The sequence below is a fragment of the Phycicoccus sp. Soil802 genome (assembly GCF_001429605.1).
GTDB lineage: Bacteria > Actinomycetota > Actinomycetes > Actinomycetales > Dermatophilaceae > Pedococcus.
This window is the reverse complement of the sequence record NZ_LMSS01000001.1, coordinates 33457-55151: the sequence shown is the minus strand read 5'-3', so window position 1 is coordinate 55151 and position 21695 is coordinate 33457. Positions and strand designations below refer to the sequence as shown.

The window sequence follows — 21695 nt, the reverse complement described above, 5'->3', positions numbered from 1 at the left end:
GGGCGTGCCACGACGCACCCACTCACCTAGCCACTGGGGTCGTAGTCATGCGCCAACAGACGCTCCCGTGCACGGTCTCGCAAGTCTTGCGAGAACAGTGCTTCGTACTCCGGCCTCAAAAGCAGCGCCTCGGCTGTTAGGTCCAGTCTCCCGGCCTCCCAAAGGACTCGGAAGCCGTCCGAGGGAGATTGCGAACCAACCAAACGCTTGGCCGTCTCGACACCTCCATGGTCGGCGATCATTCCGATGAAAATGGTGGGGTTATAGTGCACTTCGCGCTGGGTGGCCTGATAAATGGACACCATGGCCCGATGGAAGGCGCGAGCGAGTTCTTGGGCGGATTCCGGCGCGTTCACATCGCCCATACCCACCTCAGTGGTCCTTTCATCCGAACTGGGTCGATCAAGCGAACTCGTCCGTCGACGTATCCGCCGCGGAGAGGTATTTGGCACCCACTCGAAGCCCGGCACTCGGTCGGCATCAACTGCCGCAGATATCGCGCCGGCACTGATCTCTCCAGCCGCATACCCGTCCGAGGGCATCGCCTTCAGCTCCTGAACGGTCAACTCAAGGTTGACTGCGCGTCCGGCGAAGCATTGACTGATGTGAGCAGCGATGGCTCCCCCCATACGCCTACCCGCGATGGAAACCCGATCGAATTCGACATCGTCATCCTCGAGGTACAACTCGTCGTCAGCCGGCTCCTGACCTTCGGCACGAGTTTGCGTCAGTCCCAGCAGTTCGTTCAGGGCGTCAGCCAGCAGTGACTGGCGTGCCGCGAGGAATTCTGGAAAGGCGTCGAGGGTCCAAAGGGTCGAGTCGCTCGGTACCCACTGGTCGGCAAGGCTTTGCCGCGGGATCGCCTGCAGATAGTTCTCCGGCAGGGACGCGGAGATCTTGCGATTCGTCGAACCAGAGATGAATGCCAGGTTGGCGATGTTGTTGGTGAGCGCCCGGCCGTGATCCTTCTCAACGCGCGCCTTGGGAAAGACATGGTGGTATTCGATCTTCGACGAGGACGACATGGGAGCCGCCACGAGCGCCTGGTGGCTGTGCCAGTCCTTGGCGTGTTGCCTGAGGGCCGCAATGTAAAGGAGGTTGAACCACGACGAGGAATAGGTCCGGGATGCGAGCTCTGTCGCCTCGATCTTGGCGCCGAGTGGACGAGCACCCGAGGCCCGCCGCAGGAGCTCATCCCACAGCGCCGGGCCTGATCGGTCACGGATCAGGCGCGCCTCGATGTCGAGTTTGCCTTCGACCTGGTTCGAGTAGTGGCTGAAGGCCATAGCCGTGTAGACCCACCGCCGGAGCGAGTCAATGTCCTCGGCCGTGGTGGACATTCCCCGACGATAGAGAAACAGACTCGGCGTGACGACGACATTGGGACTGGTCAGGACAGCTGCACGTGGGATCCCGCACTCGCCCTTGAGGAAGTCGATGCCGAGGCGCAGCGCAGTTTCGGTTTCGACCCAGGCGGCCTTCAGGTCGGCACCACTCATCGATTTGTTGATGAGCTTGATCGCGTGAGCGCCGGAGCCGGCCAGTAGCCCCATCAGGCGCAGAACGGCCTCGCGATCTAGTTCGAAACGCTCGTTAGCCAGCTCACTGTTGAAGGCGTCAATGGTGTCGAGGCCGTCGGGCCACCGTGCACCAATCGCTGAGTACACGAGGTCACCCTTGGAGAGCCGACGCCCTCCTTGATTGACCCGGGCGAAGATCTCCGCCACTTCTTCGTAGTCGTCGGACTCAACGGTGATGACAGGGATCTTGTAGTCGCGGATGGCGTTTACGCGTCGCAAGCGGCTGTAGAGCTCGTCGTAGTCAGGGTCGCCAGGAGTGGCACCCGCGTCTCGCAAGATTGAGCTGAACTGCGCGTCGTCGGCTATGAGCTCCGTGACTCGCACCAACCTCGGACTCTTCTGTGCACCACTTGGGTTGAGAAAGGTTTGGCTGTCGATGTCGAAGCGCACGTCAAGGGGTCCGCCGACGATCTTCTGCGGAGCGAAAACCTTCGCGAGACTCGTGAGCCGCTGTTGTCCGTCGAGGAGGATCGCTGGGTGTAGTTGGTGCTGTTCTTCTTGCAGCACCGACGCCTGACGTAAGGGAACGTCCATCGTCGTCTTCCACAGGAGGAGGGATCCCACCGGGTAGCCGCGGTACAGCGAGTCCAAGAGGTGCGGGACCTGCGGCCGCTGCCATACGTACCCACGCTGGATCGACGGGATAACCAACCTCCCGCCAAGGAGGTCCCTCACTTCGGTGATCAGCGACTCGCTGCCTAGGCCCACGCGGCTCTCTATTCCTCGATCGATGCATTCACACTGGCGTTGGCCGGTGGCCACGCCGAGGGCGCGACGCCGAAGGCGCGACGAGCCGACTTCACTACCCCGTAGCCGAAGAAGGCATTCCCGCCCGCCCCGATCATTGCCCCGAATCCAAGCGGCGCCTGCTTGCCGATGACGACGATGCCCTGCCTCGTACCGTACTTGGTGACGAAGTTGTGCCCAAGCACCTTATTGACCTGACGGATGGCCGGCATCGGGATGCTCGCTGTGAGTGCGCGTCCCCAGTGCGCGGCAGTGCGTGGGGCCGCCCTCTCGATCAGCTTGCTACCCGCGTTTCCTAGAAGCACTCCCATGACAAGCGTTCGACGACGCTCCAGGTCTTGCACTGGCACACCGTAGACCTCGGCGAGCGCGAGCGCATATAAGGCTGAGGCCTCTGTGAAGGCCACAAGGTCAAGCAATGCGGCTGGCACGGAAACCCCGGCGGGGAAGAATGCGGTGGCTCCAGCCGCTCCGCCGGTGGTGGTTACTGTGGCGAGGTAATACTTATCGAGCGCAGAGATCAGATCCCTGGGGCTGGCATCAGGCCGGCTGCGGCGCACCCTGGCGATGTAGGCATCCACCGCGGGCTGCTGTACCGAAACGGCCTTGGTGATCGCAGTCTCAAGCATGCGTCCTGCGCGCGACTGGGCTGCGTCAGAAGTTGTAGTCTCGAACTGGCTACTGGGTTCCGACATCAGGACTCCTCTGTGGGATTCTGGTTCTCGCGGATGGCCAGGGGCGGGAGGGCGTCGACGATCCGCATCGTCTCGAGGCTGACCGTGACGATGCGTGCCAGCAGGTCGATGATGTAGCGCGGGTCCTCGACCTCGCGGCTCCAGTCGTTGGGGTCGTTGACGATCCCGGACGGCTTGTCGGTCTTCACCTGGTAGCGGTCAATGATCCACTCGATCGCCGAGCGCGACCCGAGCATGTAGCGGTGCGCGTCCTCCGGGATCCCGCTCAGCGTGATCCGGTCGTTGTAGATCACCGTCGACTTGTCGGGGACCAGTTTCTTCGTCTCTGGGTCGCGCTTCTTCGCAAACGCCATCTTCTCGACCCGGAAGACGTCGTATGCCGTGTCGTCGTCCGGCGCGTCCACGTCCAGGCCGTCGAGGGGGTATGGAGTGACGGACTCGTACCCGAGGTGCAGCTCGGACAGCCGACGGCCAGCGTCGACGAAGGGCTGGGCGTCCTCGACGAGTGGGATGCGCGGCAGCATCTTCTTGAGGTCGGCTGCATAGGTCTCGCGGTACTCGGGCGAGTGAAGCAAGCCGTACACGTAGAAGAAGATGTCGTCCTTCGTGAACTCATCCCCGTATGCAGCCCGAAACAGATCCAGCGCCTCATCCGTGACGTTGTCGATTCGCCGATACCCGTCGACGACGTCACCCTCACCAGCATCGAAGAGTGACGATCCTTCCTCGAGCTTCTCGTACCGCCAGCGCGCGAAGAACTGAGTTGTATAAACGAACATCGCGACATCGGGGATGTCCCTTGACATCAGGACGGCCGGATTCGCCTCAGCGCGTGGTCCCATGACCACGATTCCGAGGTTCTGATGTTCGGGCCTTGGGAACACATCGTTGAGGCGGTACACCATGTCGTTCAGGGCACGGTCGAAATAGACCCGCTGCCGTGTGAACGGGCGGTAGGCGCCGATGCGTTTCGCGTTGCGACTGAAGGAGCGTTGCCGCCCGCGATCAAGGTCGCTTAGGAGTCCGCGATTCCAACTGATCAACGCTTCATCACGGGTGGCCGAAGTACTCGTCCGCCCGGCGCGCCGATCAGCCTCGTAGGTATCGACAAGCCGAGACATGTTGTTGGTGATCGCCGATCCCGAGAAGTTGTAGCACCAAGCGTCACGGTTGGTCTTGAGCCCGCCAGAGTAGAGGCCAAACACTGCGGACCCGCGGTCCTTGTTACCGATGGCCAAGAAGGCGTCGAAGTCGTCGCGGCGTTGGTTGAGCCAGTCGCCGTGGGCGTTGGGTGTGAGTGAGTGGGGCTCAAGTCCGCCCACCCTGGATGCCTCAGCAATCTTGGCGAGCTTCTCGTCGCGGGTGAGGTAATCACCGATGTCGGTGTAGCGGACGGTCACAGGTCCGGACTGTGCTGGGTCCTTGACGAGAACGGTGATGGCGACCGTCGCCCGGGAGCCGGCGTCGAAAACCTTGCCGCCCTCCCTGCGGGACTGCTCACCTGCGGTGCGCTGGTTGCCGCGGAGGTTGAAGACGTGGACCGCGGAGAACTCGTCGGCCAGCGAGAGCCGCATGCCGTCGGCGGTGTTCGAGTCGAGCCAGCCGCCGTTCGTCACGAACGCGATGACGCCGCGATCCTTGATCCGCAGTGAGCCCCACTTGATGGCCCGGATGTAGGAGTCATAGAGCGAATTCTTGTTTGTCGCCGTTGAGCGCGCTGCATAGCTGTCGCGGATGGCGGCATCAAGGGTCTCGTACTTCTCGTTGGCGTTGTTGTCGTTGGCGCTGTCTTGGCCCGAGGAGTACGGCGGGTTGCCGAGGATGACCGTAATGGGGAGCTTGCGCTGGCGGTTGATGCGCTCGTTGTTCTCGGGGAAGACACCGAGGTCATCCTCGTCGCCTTGCTCGTACGACTGAAAGGTGTCAGTGAGCACAAGGCCCGGGAACGGCTCGTAAGCCGCCTCCTCGTCGAGCGAGCCGCGGACGAGATCTTGGTAGGTCGTCTCGATATTGACCGCGGCGATGTAGTACGCCAGGAGCAGGATCTCGTTGGCGTGCAGCTCGTTTGCATACTTGCGGGCGAGGTCGTGGGGCTTGATCAGACCCGACTGGAGCAGCCGGACCATGAAGGTGCCAGTGCCAGTGAAGCCGTCGAGGATGTGGACTCCCTCGTCGGTGAGTCCTTGCCCGAAGTGTTTGCGCAGGACCTCGTCGGCTGAGTTGAGGATGAAGTCGACGATCTCGACGGGGGTGTAGACGATGCCGAGCTTGTCGACGGTCCGCTTGAATGCCGTCGCGAAGAACTTGTCGTAGAGCTCGACGATGATCCGCTGCCGGCCCTCGGCGTTGTCGACACCCTCGACCCGGCCGCGGACAGAGTTGTAGAACTTCTCGAGCTCCGAGTTCTCCGCATCGAGAGAGTGCTCGTCGAGAACGGCGAGCATTCGCTCCATCGTCTGGGCGACGGGGTTGTGGGCCGCGAAGTCGTAACCCGAGAAGAGCGCCTCGAAGACGGGGCGGGTGATGAGGTGCTGGGCGAGCATCTCCACCGCATCAGTCTGGGTGATGCCGTCGTTGAGGTTGCCACGCAGGCCGGTGAGGAAGACCTCGAACTCCTTCGCGGCGGTCGACTCCGAGTCCGCGAGCAGGCCCGCAATGCGCGCAATGTGCTGCTCGGCGATCTTGGAGACATCCTTGGCCCAGGTCTCCCAGTAGCGACGTTCGCCGACCTTCTTGACGATGCGCGCGTATATGGCGTCGCGCCACTCCTCGATCCCGAACGGGAGCGTGAGCTGCGTCGTGTCGTCTCGTGGTGGTCTTGGGGTCGGGTCGACGAAGATGATCTTGCGGTTCTTCTTCGTGTTGAGGTCGAGCTGGTTGACCATCGCGTTGAAGCGGTCGTCGTGAGCGCGTAGCGCCTGGAGCACCTCCCACACCGCTTGGAAGCGCTTGTTGTCCGACAGTGCCGCCTCGGGCGACATGCCGGACGGGACGACGACGGGTGTGGTCGGTCAAACAATGACCATCCGACGGTCACGATGACATTGCTAAGCACGAACTCGCGCCGCGCACGTGAGCAGTGACGCCTCGGCCCCGGGCGCAGCGCGTTGAGCTCACTCTCCCAGTAGCTTATTGGGAAACTACGATCCTCCCGGAACGAGCAAAGTCTGGGTAGTCGGTTGGCAACCCTTCAGAGGGGGACGAGTCCGAGCTACCGCCCTCGAAGGCCCGCTCTCGATTCAATGCCCGGCAGCCGCCGGAGTCATGAGTGAGACCGTGTAGGCGTCGTGGTCGGAGAGGCCATCAACTGGGATGCGCCGAGGAGGCCGATGTTGCCAGTACGCGGGTGCGGCGATGTGGTCGATGCTGAGCAGGCCCTCGATACGGTGCGGCTGGTCTTCGGTCCGCGCAACGAGTCCCATTTCCCGTAGGGCGGTGATCAGGTGCTCGCGCCCGGCGGCGCTACCGGCATACTCACGTCCGCTCAAGGCGTGGTTCCAGTCCCCGCCCCAGACCACGGGCTGGTCGCGCGGTAGCGCTTGGAGGACGTCCACTAGCGCGGCGCCGGTCTTGGCTGCGTGATTCGAACCGGACCAGGGTCTCACCGATCGGCACGACCGCCAGGGAAGCACCGTGCTGCAGAACACGGTTCCGGAGACGGCAGCTGCGGCGCTCGCCCCGTGCGGGTCGGATCGGGCCTCCAGTCGCTCCCGGCTGAGGATGGCTGCCCATGCCCTTTGGCCGACGATCCGACCCGCTCCGCGGTGTGCGTGGAAGCCCGGAATGGCGGTGTCGGGGTGGACTTCGGTCAGTAGCCAGACGTCGCAGTCGGCCTCTTTGAGCATTTGCGCGTGAGCGGCGGACCAGCGTCCCGCGAGGTTCCAGGTTCCGACGCGGATGCTGGGGGCTGACATTTGGGATCCTTCGTGGGCGGGGTTAGCTTGAGAAGTTGTTGGGCATCGAACGCCAAGCGGAGTTCCCAGTGGGCGCAGGCGTTGAGGATCGAGGTGGGAGGGCACCTACGCCGTGCGGCCCGGGGGATACAGCACGGCGACCCGGCCACCGGAAAGCGCTCGGATGTGTTCGACGATCGGCAACCACACCCGAAGATCGTCCTCGGTGAGCCATCCGGCGTGGTGCGCTTCGCGAGCGAGGTAGAAGAGAGCACCTCGCGCCATGTCCAAGCCGACATGGTCCGGCATCCCCTCACCACGTCTCACCACTTCAAGGATGGGGCCCACCAGGTCGTACAGCCGGTGCGGGTCGCGGGCCAGCAGCTCGTATCCGTCGTAGGTGTGGGCGAACTCGTTCAGGACGTTGATGTCGCGCACCGGGGGAACGTCGATGAAGCCGTCGCCATCGGGAATCCGACCCCGGCGCGTCGGCTGCGTACCGTCACTCACCGTGGCAGCGAGTGTGGCGATGCTTTGCCCGCGCGCCCGTCGGTCCGCCAGATTGAGACGCTCACCGGCGGCGGTCCAGACGTAGCCTCCGGCAAGGTGGGCCACCACGGTGCCGTCACGGACGAGCATCCACACCTGCTCTGGCCGATAAGCGGCTGTCTCTGGGCGAGCGCGCAGGTGGCTGTCGCGGGGTTCCTCCCCTCGGCGCCCGTTGAACGCCATCATCGGTTTCGCGTTGGCTGCAGCTGCCGTAAGGACGGCCCCGATCAATCGGTAGCCAATCCCTTCGGGGGTGGACTGTGGGTGCCGTTTGGGCAGAGTGACTCCCAGCTGTTCGTGAATCATCTTCGTTACGAGCCCAACGCCTCCGGGCGAAGCCAGGCTTTCCCACACGACGGGAGTATCCAGCGCGGGGCATGGCGGCGCACCGTCGCCGGACGGGAATCGAACAGAGGCGCGTGGGTCGATCTGCAACACCTCGAGGGCGGTGTCGACATCGACCAGGCAGAGCGCCTCGTCCGGACCGTCAGCGACGTAGCCTGCGATGACCCGCCAGGTCGGGTGCCATCGGACCAGCTCTGCCGCCAATCTCCAGGCTGCCGCCTCCGTCTGACGCAGGTGCATGACCCCTCTTCGAGAAGCGTGAATGGGCAGGTGCTGGGATGCTACGCGGCCGGCGCCCAGAACCACGGGCGCATCAGCTCTCGGGGTGCGTTCGGACTACTGCCTCAGAGCCAGGTTGCAGGAGCTGAGGGAGCTTTCGCGAAGGCAGACCACAGGGATCGGCCTTCCGGTTGAATGACCCCCACCATCGCCGACGCTCGGAAGACAAGGGTTCACATGAGTCGCTGGGCAACCGCTCGAGATCTTGGGTCGCCGGAGACGGTCGACCCGTGGGGCGATGCCGCCGGTGCCCGACTCATCTCGTTGATGTGGTCGGCCCTGCCCGATCCGGACGCATTCGCCGACCAGTTCCCGGCCCGCCCAGCTGATCGAGCCGACCCATGGACCAAGTCCATTTGGTGGACCCCGTTGGTGCACCTATCTCGGTTCGGGCTGGGGCTTCCCAATCCTGGCGCCAGTATGCCGAGCCTGATGCGATCGACAGGCAGCAACGAGGCGACCAAGCGCGCCAGACGCCTCATTGACCTGTGGTGGGGTGACGGCGTCGACGAGTTCGCTGCCTGGGGCATCCTGGGTGGGGACCATTGGTTGAGGACGGGCGGACCCTGGCCCTTGGAAGGTGCCAACGACCCACCCACGGAGCCGCCCGAGGACCTGAGCGGCATCGCCCGCCGTGTCCAGGCAACCTCCGCGTGGCGGGCGACCTGGACCGGCGGTGGGGATCCCCTCCATCTCGCCGACCACTGCGCCCACCCCTTGTCGCCCGAGGCGCCCGTCCACCTGTCCGCCAGTGGCGAGCGGCTGGTCCTTCGGTCCCTGGGCTACGGGGGCTGGTACCACGCGCTGATGCAGCTTCTTCCCCTGGCCGAACCGGGCGGCACCCGGGTGACAGTCGAGATCCAGGGCTTCGGCGAGCTGGGAACCTACGCCCTCGCCGCCGGACACCTCCCCAGACTCGTCAGTGTGCCACCCTTGCGTCGCCCCGAGCGGTCACTTCCCGGTGTCCGCAGCGTAAGCACCTCGGCACCTGACCAGGCTCGGAAGTCGACCACGCAAACAACCCCAACCACCGCGCCGACGCTGCTGGGCGTGGTGCTGGTGGGGTGCGTGGAGCATTTGCGCGAGAAGCCGGGGACGCGGTTCGTTCTGGACGTCCCTACCTGGCGGGCCGGTGACGGCGTTTACACCCAAGCCCTCGGGCACGACGACGGCCGCATCTACGCGGAGGTACCTGGCAGCGCCTTCCTCGACCCACCGCTGGACGCCAGCCAACTGGACCAGCTGCACGCTCTGGGCTGGTCTTCACCAGACGAGGACACACCCAACCCTTGGCAACACTGGCCAGCGCATGTCGCCGCGGCGGACATTGCCGAAACCCTCAGATTCACGCTCCAGGCCGTCTACGGGGCTACAAGTGGGCAGTTCTCACTGGCCCCCGCCGCGCTGGCAGCTCAAGTCGTGCCCGACCACGTCACGCTGAGCATCGGCAACGACGGCCATTTTCGGTCCTGGCTGGCGACGATCGAGCGAGCCGGCGCTCCTTCACCGTCGGCGATCGCCCTCAGCGTGGCGCGTTGCCTCGAGGTCGACGCCGCACGCACCCAGTCCGGACACCCGTGCCAAAAAATCGTCAACCTCCAATCGGCCGCCCCGAACGGGTTCCAAGTACCGGAGGCGTGGGCGGGCAACCTCGAGGCTGGACGGATCGTGTTCCTCTCGTCCAACCCGTCGATCAGCGAAGCCGGCGATCATCAAAGCGGCGACGTGGCCGAGCAGTACCCGACCGCCGACTGGACCGACGACGACATCGTCGACTTCGTGCGGCACCGATTCGACTCACCCAAAGGGTGGGCCACCGAAGACGGCCGCTTCCGGCGAAAGGACGGCACCCTCTCACCGAAGCCGGTGGCGTTCTGGAACAACATCCGCCACCGTGCCGAGGAGCTACTCGAACGCCCGGCGAGCCCCGCGCAGGACTACGTCATGACCGAAGTCGTGCACTGCAAATCCAAGAGCGAAAAGGGTGTGGCACAAGCGGCCCTCACCTGCACCGACCGGCACCTCGACAGCATCCTGAGCCTCAGCCCCGCCAACCTCGTCGTCGTCCTGGGCCTACGATCCCGTACCCTCCTTGCCGGAATCTGGCCGCTCGGGCCGGCCTTCGGGCTCCAGAAGGGCGAGCACTGGCGCGAGGACGACAACATGGCTCTGGTCAACGTCGCAGGACGGCAACGCCTCGTCGTCTATCTCTGGCATCCGACCGGGGGTACAGCACCCAAGACCTTCGCGGGCGCCTACCCCGCCCATCTAGGCGGTCTGCGCGCCCTGCTGAGGGGTGATATCAGCCCCGAAGAGGTGCTGTCTCCAGAAGGCTAGGGACAGCACCTCCCAACTTGCGTCCACGTCACCGGAACTCGCACCTACCTGGGTGCATGGATCGTGTACGGGATGTGCTGTTGATCGAGGAGGTCAAGCACTCGTTTGTCAGCACCGACGGTGTTGGAGCGTGAGCTGGCGAAGAAGTGCCAGTGTGCGGCCTGGATGTCTCCGTTCTTGATCAGCCAAGCATCCTTCCTGATCTGCCTTTGGGTGAACTGGCTGAACGGCACGTAGCCGACCTTGGACTCGTGAGCGACTCCGCCGACGAAGACGTCGAAGATCCGGATAGTGCTGAAGCTGCACGTCTCGCCGCAGGCTGTCGTCGATGCCCGGACTTGCTTGTTGGTGCCCTTTGCGTTGGCGCGGTAGAGATTTTCGAGGAACGACTCGCCGCTCGGGCCTGTGGCGAAGAACGGAGCCGGAACGCCTTGGACGTGGCCCGGTCGTTTGAGCGACAGAGCTAGCCCATCAAGGTTGGTCCGACCCTTTTGCAAGGTGAGAAGCGACTTGTCGGAGGAGCCGGCAGAACGCAGGCCATCCCAGTCCTTCCAGATTTCCTTTGAGGTTCTGACCTTGATGGGCTCGGGGACTTTGGTGGCCGAGACGATGATCTTCGCGGTGGTGGTGATCAGTTTGGGGTTACGGGCCACGAACTTCGCGGCCTTGCCGGGGATGGCCAAGGCGTCGCCGCCCGGTACAGCACCTACCGCGCTGAAGCCTGAGCCCACCCAGTCGGCGTGGATGGCCGAGCCCACGGCATCGCGCAGGTCTGCGACGGCGCCGACGATGGAACCGACGACAGGAACCGAGCTCGCCGCACCCGAGGTGAGGTTGCCGGCCAGCCAAGCCAGCGAGTCCTCGCGCCACAGGTCACCCGCGAGCGCCCCCTTGGCGTAGTCGCCCGCGTAGGTCCATTTGCCGACCTTGACGTCGACCCACAACGGATCGAGACCTTGACTTTCCCGGTTGAGGTCCTCGTATCCGTCCTGAAAGCCGTCACCGTCGGTGTCCGCCGTTGCGGGGTCCGATCCAACGAGGTCTACCTCGGGGCCGTCCGCAAGCGTGTCGTCGTCGCTGTCAGGATCGAACGGGTCCAGCCCTATGTCCGCCTCGTCGGCATCATTCAGGCCATCACCGTCCGTGTCGGGCACCATCGGATTGGAGTAGCCGGAGTAGACGCTTTCGGCCCCGGCGCTAGTGACCAGCGCGCCAGCCTCGTCGCCATCCCACAGACCGTCCCCATCGGAGTCCGCGTTACCTGGGTCGGTGCGGTACTCGGAGCCACCCCGCGTGGACCACCCAGAACTCTCAACGTCATCCAAGAGGCCGTCACGGTCGCTATCGGCCGGGACAGTGGGCTTGCTGGCCGAATTGCGGTTCCCACTCCATTGCCCAGACACGTGCGCCAATCCGAACCCCACGAGCACAGCGAGCGCTACGACCATCGCCAGCACGACCACCCGACGCGCACGCGGACGGCTACTCGGGGGCGTGGAGTCCGGTGCTAGGGATGACGGCTCCGATCCCTGCGACCGGGGTGACCTCTGGCTCGCGCTCACTCGCGAAGTGTGTCGTACCGCACCGACACTTACGGGCATGACCCGGCCCGCGGGCGAGGCGAGGATCGACAGGCGCGTCCCACTGGACGGCCCACGGCGCGCCACATCGCCGCAGGAATTGCCGACAGCCATCACGCGGTGCGCCGGGTGGTTCGGTTCGAACTGTCCCGCAGCGTCAGCTCGGGATGCCGACGCAGGTGCCCCTTCCGCCCACTCGCGGCTGACCGTATGGGAGTACCGCCGAGGTTGGTGCGTGTGGTGGTGGGCCTTTACGAGCAGTGACGCATCGCGTTCGTTTGAGCCGTTGCTCGAGGACTGGCGTTCGGCGCGGGTTGCCGCGACAGACAGCACCCGGACCCCTGCCCGAAGATACGGGCCGGCGTCTGAGCGCTGTGCGCTGACCAGCGCAAACTACACTTTGCGACGTTTTCAGGCGACAGTCTGAGACCTTCTGAAACTACACTTTGCGGTCCCGTCTGGCTTGGGAAGGACATCCGCCGCCATGTTGAGGTGAACGGGTGCGATCGTTGCCCCTACGTCCTTCAACCCACGAAGTGGCTACGGCCGCATGTCGTCGTGCTTGCGCACCGCTGACAGTTCCACCGATCCGTCGGGGCGCTGCCAGTAGTGCAGGCGGCGAGCCTGAGGTGTGTTGCGTTGCAGCGCGACCCGCCAGCAGGTGGAGCCATCCGCCCCCTTGACGTAGGCGGCGTTGGGACCGTCCGACTCCCGAAGCTGGTGGCTGTCGCGGCTTCCCAGCTCGTGCACCCGACCGGTGAGTACGTCGACGACCACGTCGACCACCTTCTGACGGCTAATGCCGTCGACCTCGTCGAGGGAGGCGATGAATCCGTCCGCCAACTCGTAGGCAGCCAGAGGGAGCGACGACTTCTCGTCGGCAGTCGTGCGCCGAGCCCACGCCAGACGTACCTCGAACTCGAGCTGGTCGACAGGGTCTGCGAACAGGTGCCCGTCGTTGGCGGAGACCGCGAGCTGGGCCGCGAGCCCGTCGGCTTCACGCGCTTTGCGGTCGGCCAAGTTGCTGGCTTCGCGCGCCTGCGCGCGAAGCCGTGTGCGCTCACCTTCAAGCCGCTCGAGCCGTGTCCGGGCCGACGCGAGTTCGTGCAGGTAGCCGTCTCGCTCCTGCCTCATCGCGGCCAGCTGTGACGCCAACTCCTCCGCATTGCCGCCGCCAGGCGCGACAGGTGCAGGCAGCTCCTCAGTCACGACCGCATTCGCGGGCGGCTCGACCTCCACCGGCGGCGCGACGGCCTCAGCGAGAGCGAGCCACGGGGGCCCTCCGGCGAACAAGGCGGGCGCGTAGGGCTCGGCATCCGGGTCCACGTCGATCAGGTCGAGGACCCATCCCTTGCCGGTGGTCGCGCCCACGGTGACGACCTTGGCCTTGACCACCTCCCCCAGTGTCAGCAGCTCGGTGAGGGCCACCTTCTGGTCCGCGACCACGACGTCGCGGTCCGCGAACACCCTGAGTTCAGGCACAAGCTCGAGATGGCACCCGCCCTTGTCGACGCGGGCTACCCGGCCGAGCACGGTCTGTCCCGCTGAATACGCCTGCGCCAGGCTCGCGATCGTCCGCATGGAGCCACGCACATCAAGACGGTGGCTCTCTGAATCCAGGTCCCCGGTCACGGTCATGCCCTTGACGAACATACGTTCAGCAGCGACGCCCGGAACCGTGAGCTCTGGCCAGACCGAGGCCATCCCCCTGTCGGTGTCCACCAACGCACGACCGCCGGCCGTCCCCAACACCGCACCGCCGGCCGTCCCCAACACCGCACCGCCGGCCGTCACCAGCCGCCCGGCGCTTGGCGCTTTGAACAACCCTGCTGCGAGAGCCATCCCCATGGCATCGGCAATGAGCAGCTCAGTCACTCGTACGCGGTCGTGGATCCCAAACGCGAACCGTAGCGGCGACGCCGATGGGCGGGTCACCCAAGACGTATCCGTGGGGTAGACCCGACTCGCTCCCCCGTACACCTGAGTCTGCGCCGGCATCGCAACCGAGAACGCCCACGAAACGTCACCGGTGGGGACGATGTAGATCTCAGCGAGGTCGGCCAACGCTTCCGCAAGCTCATCGACATCGACATACGGGGCGGCTTGGCCCGCTGCCGTACTGACGACAACCACGGGACGGGCCCGATCCGGCCTGTTCAGGCTGGCCGCGAGGACCCGCGCCTCACTCTCGGATCCGACCAGCTTTGCACCCTGGCTCGCTATCACCGTCACAACAAACCCCTCCCCATTCCTGGCACACGACGGTAGAAGGCGACACCGACAACGGCGGCAGAAACGGGTCAAACGGCACCGTTGGCCCTCAAAACCGATCCGATCGGTCGAGGCCCGAAGCACGGAGTCCCTTGCGGACGGGCTGAGGGCAGGAGCGCAATCTCTCCAACATGGCCCGCGCCCCCCTTCAAGAATCTCGACGGGGCGCCCTGCTGTAGAACCTAAAGGAGGGACTGCTTGCGGCGCATTCGGCGGGGGCAGGCTTGGTCCGACTGCTCCGCTCCTTGCTGTTGGCGCACTCGTCACGCTCAAGATTCGCAACAGTTGGCGCCAACCGGCCTTAGCCAGTCAGCGTCGTCGACCTGGAGGCTGACGATCGGGTGAGGTCCGTACTCGGCTGTTCGGAGGAAACGACTTTCCACATCGCATCCATCGTCGGCTCCCAAAGGCACTGTTCTGGGGCACAGGACAACCGACCGATCTGGAGCGACCCTTGACGCCCGAAGCTGCTCGACTCGCTGACATCTACTCCGACGCGACCGGGATCAAGACCAGCGGGGCGCTTCTCAAGAACCTCGGCAACCTTGCCGACCTTCAGGCCCTGGCTGCCTTCGATGATGCGGTGCTCCGGGACTCCGCGCTGGCGTTGAGCGGTCGGCGCGGCTTCGGATTCGCACTGTCAGGCTGGCTCGAGGCCGCCCACCGACGCTCACGACGGGGGCCGGCCCACCAAGGCCAGACTTCCGCCAGCCTGCTGGCCGCCCTACCGTCCACCGCCGATCGTCGCCTCCGATGGACCATAGAGGAGATCGGCGGCTACGTCGACGAATCTGCACTTCGGATGCGAGGTCGGCACCCCCAGTCGCTTGTCGAGGCCGCCAAGGCCAGGATCGTGGAGCGGGTGCAGACGGGCGAGTTTGTCCATGGCGCGTTTGCCCGTCGCCAGCCAAAGTGGCGCCGCTATGCAGCGACAGCGGCAGGTCTCATACCGACCATCTCGGCCGACGACATTGAGCAGCTGATTGTCCCCCTGCTCTCGCTGACCCACCCCGAAGCACAGTTCAGCTACAGGCGTGCCCCGAGCGGGCAGGTGTTCGCGAGCTGGATGAACGGGTTTCATCGCCGGGACGAGGAGCGCGTCTACGTCACCGGGCTCTCGGACGTCCTGGACACCGCCACCACTCTTGTACAGGACCACCGGGAAGGGATGGGCGGGCGCATCTTCATCAACCAGGGTCGGGTTGCCTGCGCTGAGTGTCGTCGCCCTATTGCGTGGATCGGTTCAGCACAAGGCGATGAATGCGTTCCGGCCACCCACCGCCCGTCTCGGTAGGTGCGCAGGCATCAATGCCTGGGCGCCACCCCGTATCTGGTCACGCAGGACTGCAAGCTGCGCGCCAAGTAGGTCTTCGCTCGTCGCGGTCGATCAACGCTCGTGTTGCGCGCATGCCGGAGCTTCGGCCTCGCCCCTGCGGGATCGCCGCAGGGTGATCGCCGTGCTGGTCCGGTGCATGAGCGATTCAGCAGGGACGCTGACGTTTCAGCGACTGTCGTGGTCCGGCAGGGGCGCGGTTGGTCCTCCCACCCATGTGGTCTCGCAAGTGGGACACACGACGTACCACTCGTCCCAGCCGTCGCGTTCGACCATGCGTCCCTTCTGCCCGCTGCCGGGACAGGGAGTCGGCGCCACCGACTTCTTGGTCCCGGGACCGTTCGTACCTAGGGGATGCTGGGCGTGCGGTCCCCCGTTTGTCGGCACTCGTCCCTCGCGCCGATCGCAGTCGTCTTCCTCATCGTGAAGGTCCCAGAGCCGCTCGGCCCAAAAGGGCGCGTCAGGCGGGATCTCGGTTCCGTATGACAGCCAGATGTGGTGGTTAACGTGCATGGCCACGAATGGGTCGACCGGGGTGCGCCCGGTAAAGCGATCCCGGAGGCGGCGCTCGAGTTCCGTTGGATGTAGTTCCAGGCTGTCCAGCGCTTCCTCTGGAGACATGCCAGCCCGGGCGCAGGCCAGGGCATGCGACCACGGAATTGGTGCCCAACGACGCCGAACGTTGCCCCAATCGACCCCATAGCTGTCCGTAGAGAACGAGTACAACAGCCAAACGTGGAAGGGATGCCAGCCCGCGTCTCTGAACAAGCCGGCATACTCAACGCTCTCCTCGGGCATCGGCCAACCGCGGGACCACGCTCCAGCCTCTTCAGGTAGAAATCCCGCGTCTCGCCACTCTCGAGCGGTTGGGGCCAGCAGTTCCCAATCCTGACGGTGCGCGAAGGCGTCGTGCCAGCATCGAGACTCCTTCACCGTGAACCCGCCCACACGCCACCTCGATGCAACGCGAACCCGGTCCTCGTCCGCGATTTCACTGTCGATCGGCTCCCCCAGCTCGGGCAACGCCGTAGTCCACTCGCGCCGCGACTCAGGGCTGAAACCTGCTACCCACCAAAGGTCCACTGCTGCGTTTTCCACCCTGTCGGGCATTGCACCCGTGCGAGTGTCATCGTGCGTCGCGCCGCCCGGCTCTTCCATTTGCGCCGGCTCGGAGTCGCGAGCGTCGCTCCCCTGCTTTTCGGGTGACTGCGTTTGTGCGAGGCAGCCCGTAACTAGTGCGAAGCCCTCGTCGCTGGCAGCCACCCTCCAACCGGACTTACTGGTTGTTCCGACGTCACGTCCGAATCCCTCGTCCAGGCGAAGCAGGCCGAGCTTGGTCAAACGCTTCAAGGTCGCGCCATCCATGAGTGCACGCTTTCCCCTAGCGGGCACAGGGCCGCCATCGTGCTCCAACACCAGCCGAGCAAGGGTTACGGCGTCCGAGAAGGACAGCTCGTCATGGTTCTCGTCTAGGCGTGTTGCGGCGACAAACGTGGGTGAACCGCTGACCCTCCTCGTAGCGGGTGCCGCCTGATCGTCAGCCTGCATGTAGTTGGCACTCCCTCGTAGGTCTCCTTGCTATGGCGCTTCGGACACTAATCGAGCCGGGCGACATCCCTCTGGCGAGGTGCTGCTCCCACTTCGCGTGGCCCAGGGGGAGGCTTGGCCTTCTACAGGGGGGTGTTTCGTCCGGGTAAGACATTGCTCTAAGCCGATCAGGTGGCCGCTGTGATGGGGTGGGGCGATGCGATCGGGCTGACCGGCACTTCTTCTGCCGGCAGGCGCATTTGACTTCGGAGCAACAGGGCGAAGGTGTCAACCTGCCGGCGATCAGTTCCCGCTGTGGCCCATTCCGCGAACTTGAGGTTGAGGTCACGGTCGGCGGTGGCAATGCCGATCCGAGCGTCAGAACGATTCGGCTTTCCGGTACCTGGCTCGTAACGCACGTACCGAACACTGTCCAGCGGGATCTCGCCGGCGACCTCCCCGCTCGCGTCCAGGTCTTTTTGCTTTGCGACGATGACGCGTTCGTTGGTCACGGCAGCGACGAGCCAATCATCCTGCAACTTCCAGGCCCAGTTGTTGCGTGAAGACGACTGATCCTGGGCGGCGGCGATCGCATGCAGCTGCTCTTGTGGGCGCAGGTGCCAACGAAGGACTCGAAGAACCTTGTCCGGGACGACGCCACCTTCCACCGCTGCGATGTGTGGGACCTGAACCGGCGGGTCCGCTAGGTCCCATCCGTCATGTAGGAAACTCAGCTGGTCTCGAAGGATCTTGCCCGCACGAGCCACGTCTTTCGCCGCGCGGCGCTTCCTGCCGAACGGGATGCTTGCCGAACCCTTCGCGTCGACCATTGCCGACGAGCGTCGGACGAGGGCATCGATCAGTCTCGCAGCGTCGGCAAGGTCTTGCTCATGGTGCTTGCGAGCATTGGTGACGACCGTCTGGATGTGCTGCGCAGCAGTGGGGTCTTTGTCGATGTTGAACTGTAGATTCCCGGCACGGATGGCTTGGTAGGTGAACCAGGCTGCCTGCGCTTGCAGGAGCCCTTGGACGTCCGCGACGATGGCGTCGCCGTGGTGGTCGAGGATCTCCCGGACCGCGATGGGGCCCCTAGCACTGTTCAACTTCGACACGTGGCGATCGACGTTTCGCCGGAACTCGACCCTGGTGACCTGGAGCACCATCTCGTTGCCCTGGACGTTCTGCCAGATGTTGTCATTGACCGCACCAATCGAGCGAGCCTCGCCGATCATCGCCAACATGCCTTCGTGCTGCCCCTGAACTGTCGCCCATCGCTCGGTGCGGAGTTCTTCCAGCAGGGCATCCGTCAGTTGGAGGTTCTCCCGGACCAGGCGAGTGATCTTGGCGAGTTGCATCTGTATGGCCATCAGTGCCAGTGCGGGGCCAACCGCAGCGGCCACCGCAGGAAGCGAAGCCAAGCCCGCGCCCGCACTTGTCCACTGAACCGTTTGCACAATATGGCCGCTGCTATCGGTCAAGGATCCGAGGTTGAAGACTCCGTTCGACATGGGCGTCGCGCCGGCTCGCATCGCATCCAGTGTCGCAGGGCTGAGCCGTACCAGCCCTTCGAAACTCCCCAGAGCCGCCATAGCCTGAGCGCCGATATTTCCCGCCCCGATCGCTCCCGAGATCGTGTCTTCGAACGACTTCCTGGCCGCGCGCGGAAGTAGTGGGGCGGGTTCGATCGTCGAACCCTTCAGGTCGAACCCGCCGAAAACGGCGAACTCGCCCGGATACACCTCGACGAGGACGGATTGCTGCTCAGTCATGCTTGAACATTAGGGCGTGGTCATGGCGCACGGTGCGGCATTGCGGGCAAAACGGAGGAACTTGCACGAGCCTGGCGCGCACACTGAGGCCGAGGTTCGGGTTAGTCCTGGTCCTCGAGCCGCGGCGGGCCCGTCATCGGCGGTGGTAGCGACGCGTCGGTTGGTGTCGTCGGGCAAGCGGTGACCATCCTTCGGTTAACGCGCATCATTGCTCAGCACGCTGCGGCGCCCGAGCCCAGCGCAGCTGAACCTTGAGGTCGGCGAGCTCCCCTTCACTCGCGCAACGGTTCGTGGTCGCCCACAACTGCTCGGCTACGAGCCAAGCAATTGTGCGGCGGCGATGCCGGCAGTCAGTGTTAGCCCCGCCCCAGCAAGTCGCTGGCCTTCGATCCTGACGAGGCGACGTCGAACCATCTCCGGCGTCTCGAGGCTGAGCTCCCAGCGACGCACGTCCCGGGTATGTAGCAAGAGGGCCTGGTCGTGTTGGCGATCAAGGGAGCGTTGTTTTGCAGCTGCCTCCGCCTCAGCCACTCGTTTGGAAACGACCCACTCGCCGTAGGCGGGGTTTAGAACAGACAGGGGTCGCGGCCCGTGCACTTTGACGCATTCTGATCCGACGCGGGCCAGTCGGCTGGCGGGGTTTGACAACGCTCGGCCACAAATCGTGCAGAAGTCCGCGAGCACCGGAACTCGCCGAGCAGGCTCCGGAACGCTGAAGTCCAGTTCTGCAACACGCCGCGAAGGGGTAGGCGGGCGGGCGGGGAGCTGGTTTGCCTGTCGGACCCGCAGTCCATGCCAGATCAACACCAGCGCCCCGGTCCCGAAGAGCATCGCCACTATCGAGACCGCCCACCCACTCACGAGTCGCTGACCCATTGCAAGCAAGACGGCAACCACTGTGACCACGGCGGCCCATGTCCCGGGTGAACGGCGGGCGACCCACGAGAGCCGGTGCGACACCTCCATCATCGACTTCGATTGGGTGACGCCCTCCGGGGTCGTCACGCTGCCAACAACTGGTAGGAGATCAGCATGTCAGGGGTCTGCGGCGCTGTTAAGACAGTCCGACATCGACTGAAACTCGCTGTCCATGGCCGAACCGAGGCCGACCACGACGAGTACGAGCCAGATGGTAGCGAGCAGGCCCAGGATGCCGAGGATGAGGCCGGCGACGGCCAGCCCACGCCCGTTCTGACCGCGCGTTTTGGCGCGTTTCATTGCGACCCCGCATACGACTACGGCGGCTAGCGAGCCGAGTCCGCCCAGCCAAAGCAGGCTGAACACGAACCCGGTGATGGCCATGCCGCTGAACTGTCGGTGCTCTGGTGGGGCCTGGTAGTTCCGGTAGGTCATGTTGGTCAAGGCATATCTCCTTTAGTGCGCACCAAAGCCTGTCGGCGCGCTATGGCGCGGCAATCTCGGCTTCGAGCGACCGTGGGCGGAAGGGATTGCGGCGCGCTCACCGGGTGGGTGAAGGTCCGCCACGGGCCAGTCGCGGTGACTGTGAGGGGGTAGGGCTGGTGGGTCAGATGTAGTACGGGAGGGCGTGCCGCGTCGTGGGGTCGAGTGCGTCGATGACAAGCCACGGAGGCAGCTGAAACCGATTGCTGGCGAGGGCGATGGCATGCCCGGTGATCCGAGCGGTCAGGACGAACAGGTCCTGCAACTGCTGTTCCTGATCGCCGAGCCGCTCGCGCGACATGCCTGCGTCCCTGGCGGACCCGCGCTGTGCCAGTAGCGCTCCCAGCAGCCGGGCTTGGTGTGGGGTGAGGTCTTCGATGACGAGCGCCAGTCCGGCGGCTTCGCCCTCGGTGAAGGCGCCAGCCCGCTCGAGTGCGTCCAGACTGGCTTCACTCCACGCCTGCAACGCGGAAGCCGTTTCTTCGGCTGGACCGCGGGCTGCTCGGGACAGGAAATCACTGAGGGTTGCCGTGGCGATCGCGTTGAAGGTGACCCCGGTGACGAACCGTGAGACAGCAGTCTGGGCGTCACTGGGAGCCTCCTGGTCGACTCCTTCGGCGGCCCAGTGTGTGTTCGGTTTGAGCGTTGACCGGTCCTGCTGGTCTACGAGGTCTACGCTCCAACCCGGCAGGGCGCTCAGGGCGTCGAGGTCGAGCCGACTGCCCTGTAGTCGGGTGGCTGAAAGCCAGCGACTCCCCTCGGCGAGACGGGCCCGGGTGAGGGCCGCAGCGTAGATTTCCCGCTCGCGGGCGGAAAGCGCTGAGAGGTCAGCGACGCGCCGCGTCACAAGCTGGGGCACTTCCCGAACCATCTCGCGCAGTTCCGCATTCTCGACGAGGTGCAGCTGGAGCAGTAGCGCGAGGTCCCCCACTAGGTCACCGTTCGGGTCCGTAACCCACCGCACTCCGGGTGCTTCGTCCAGCGCCCCGGGCTCGTCTCCCTCGAAGAGGTTCAACCTGACGAGCTGCCATGCCGCTCCGCTGCCCTCGTGTAGAAGGACCAACCACCCCGGTTGGATTCCTCCGCGTCTGCGGTGGCGGTTACCAACCAGAATGCTGGCGGTCACGGTGCTCATGCGCTACATGTCCTTGTCTGCCGGGTTTGACTCGTTAGCGATCTTTGTCGTTCTTCCTCGCCGCGCAGACCCTAGGTGTTACATTCGGCGGCCGCTGCCGATTTGGGTATTTTTCACCTACTCGGCCGAGGCCCCGGAGGGCATCCACTACGAGTGAATGGGACTGAGCAGCAACGTGATCGGACTTCTAGGCCCTCAGGACCTGACTGGCTCCTTGTATGCCCTTCTTCTCCCTCTGCAACTTCCCGACACTG

General features: G+C 64.7%; 13 protein-coding genes. 2 read left to right on the top strand and 11 right to left on the bottom strand.

Annotated features, from left to right (window positions below; translation table 11 throughout):
* Positions 1-26 precede the first annotated feature (26 nt).
* The 5 genes from ASG91_RS00200 to ASG91_RS20455 all read right to left on the bottom strand — a co-directional run bounded on the left by ASG91_RS00200 (position 27) and on the right by ASG91_RS20455 (position 8049).
* The gene (locus ASG91_RS00200) at positions 27-2255 is read right to left on the bottom strand and encodes a DUF262 domain-containing protein (RefSeq protein ID WP_235545358.1); all 2229 of its coding nucleotides are present in this window, start codon (positions 2253-2255) and stop codon (positions 27-29) included.
* Positions 2256-2296: 41 nt separating this feature from the next.
* The gene (locus ASG91_RS00195) at positions 2297-3022 is read right to left on the bottom strand and encodes a hypothetical protein (protein ID WP_157605880.1); all 726 of its coding nucleotides are present in this window, start codon (positions 3020-3022) and stop codon (positions 2297-2299) included.
* On the bottom strand, positions 3022-6003 hold the full coding sequence (locus tag ASG91_RS00190) for a type ISP restriction/modification enzyme (RefSeq protein ID WP_056920621.1): 2982 nt from the start codon (positions 6001-6003) through the stop codon (positions 3022-3024). Before ASG91_RS00190 ends, ASG91_RS00195 begins: the two co-directional genes overlap by 1 nt.
* 258 nt (positions 6004-6261) lie before the next feature.
* Positions 6262-6936, bottom strand: coding sequence for an endonuclease/exonuclease/phosphatase family protein (locus ASG91_RS20460; protein WP_157605877.1), 675 nt, complete (start codon positions 6934-6936; stop codon positions 6262-6264).
* Between the two features lie 105 nt (positions 6937-7041).
* Positions 7042-8049, bottom strand: coding sequence for a hypothetical protein (locus ASG91_RS20455; protein WP_157605874.1), 1008 nt, complete (start codon positions 8047-8049; stop codon positions 7042-7044).
* A 459-nt stretch (positions 8050-8508) separates the two neighbouring features.
* Between ASG91_RS20455 and ASG91_RS00175 the strand changes: the two genes are divergently transcribed.
* Positions 8509-10425: a hypothetical protein gene (locus ASG91_RS00175; protein WP_157605871.1), complete on the top strand. Its 1917-nt coding sequence runs from the start codon at positions 8509-8511 to the stop codon at positions 10423-10425.
* 44 nt (positions 10426-10469) lie between these two features.
* On the opposite strand, the gene ASG91_RS00170 is transcribed toward ASG91_RS00175, so the two are convergent.
* Positions 10470-11579 carry a hypothetical protein gene (locus ASG91_RS00170; protein WP_162257483.1) on the bottom strand — a complete coding sequence of 370 codons (1110 nt, stop codon included), beginning with the start codon at positions 11577-11579 and terminating at the stop codon, positions 10470-10472.
* A gap of 966 nt (positions 11580-12545) precedes the next feature.
* A complete protein-coding gene (locus tag ASG91_RS00165) occupies positions 12546-14237 on the bottom strand; it encodes a hypothetical protein (protein ID WP_056920616.1) in 1692 nt (563 codons plus the stop codon).
* Positions 14238-14730: 493 nt separating this feature from the next.
* Here ASG91_RS00165 and ASG91_RS00160 point away from each other — a divergent pair, with 493 nt between their 5' ends.
* Positions 14731-15570 (top strand): hypothetical protein, encoded by an 840-nt coding sequence (locus ASG91_RS00160; protein ID WP_056920615.1) that lies wholly within the window; start codon positions 14731-14733, stop codon positions 15568-15570.
* Positions 15571-17324: 1754 nt separating this feature from the next.
* On the opposite strand, the gene ASG91_RS00155 is transcribed toward ASG91_RS00160, so the two are convergent.
* From ASG91_RS00155 to ASG91_RS00145, 4 genes are all read right to left on the bottom strand, one after another.
* Complete coding sequence (locus tag ASG91_RS00155; protein ID WP_056920614.1) at positions 17325-18905, bottom strand: hypothetical protein; 1581 nt, start codon at positions 18903-18905, stop codon at positions 17325-17327.
* Between the two features lie 312 nt (positions 18906-19217).
* Entirely contained in the window at positions 19218-19736 is a 519-nt protein-coding gene (locus ASG91_RS21415) for a DUF6011 domain-containing protein (protein ID WP_371262024.1), read from the bottom strand.
* Positions 19737-19940: 204 nt separating this feature from the next.
* Entirely contained in the window at positions 19941-20258 is a 318-nt protein-coding gene (locus ASG91_RS00150; RefSeq protein ID WP_056920613.1) for a DUF4190 domain-containing protein, read from the bottom strand.
* Positions 20259-20430: 172 nt separating this feature from the next.
* Positions 20431-21441, bottom strand: a complete 1011-nt coding sequence (locus tag ASG91_RS00145; RefSeq protein ID WP_157605859.1) for a hypothetical protein — start codon at positions 21439-21441, stop codon at positions 20431-20433.
* Positions 21442-21695 lie beyond the last annotated feature (254 nt).